Source organism: Dellaglioa sp. CoH-57-MRSF-20 (genome assembly GCF_056781955.1).
In genome coordinates this window covers 1-518 of the sequence record NZ_JBXAXV010000084.1, presented here as the reverse complement: position 1 = coordinate 518, position 518 = coordinate 1, and the positions used below count along the sequence as shown (strand labels likewise).

Annotated in this window: 1 protein-coding gene; it reads right to left on the bottom strand. The window is 57.3% G+C overall.

Going from position 1 to position 518, the window contains the following annotated elements; genetic code table 11:
* On the bottom strand, positions 1-518 hold a 518-nt coding region (locus AC1RPN_RS08230), incomplete at both ends, for a hypothetical protein (protein ID WP_481763721.1).

The window sequence follows — 518 nt, the reverse complement described above, 5'->3', positions numbered from 1 at the left end:
GTTTTCGTCGTCTTCTTCGAGCGCGGGCGGGGCAGCGTCTGGATTGCCTGTACCTTATGCTCACCATTCGACAGTTCCTTCGTCATCACGAATTCGGCACCCCGCACATCATTCTCGATTGCCCAGAATGCGGCATCGACCAGCAGCGTCGAGAACATCTTGTGAATCGAGCTGAACACCGGACGCGTACCCTGCGTCGGATACACCGAGTTTGCGTAGATTCGATCCAGCAGCGATTGGTCGGCCGCGAACTTGATGCCCGACACTTTCTCCATCTCCCGTACGTACTGGTTGACGGAACGCGCGATCAGCGCCTCGTACGATTTTCGGCTGAGCGACGGGTAGATGATGTGGTTGTTGCCGAAGCGCGCCACCTGCTCGGGCTTGAACCGCGACATCAGATGATCCTTGATCGTATTGACCGAGATATTGCGCGTCAGCTGATGGTAAAAGTCCGCATCCGAATCGCTGTCGCCTGCCGCCATTGCGCCTTTGAACGCGGAGTCGAGGTTGCCGCT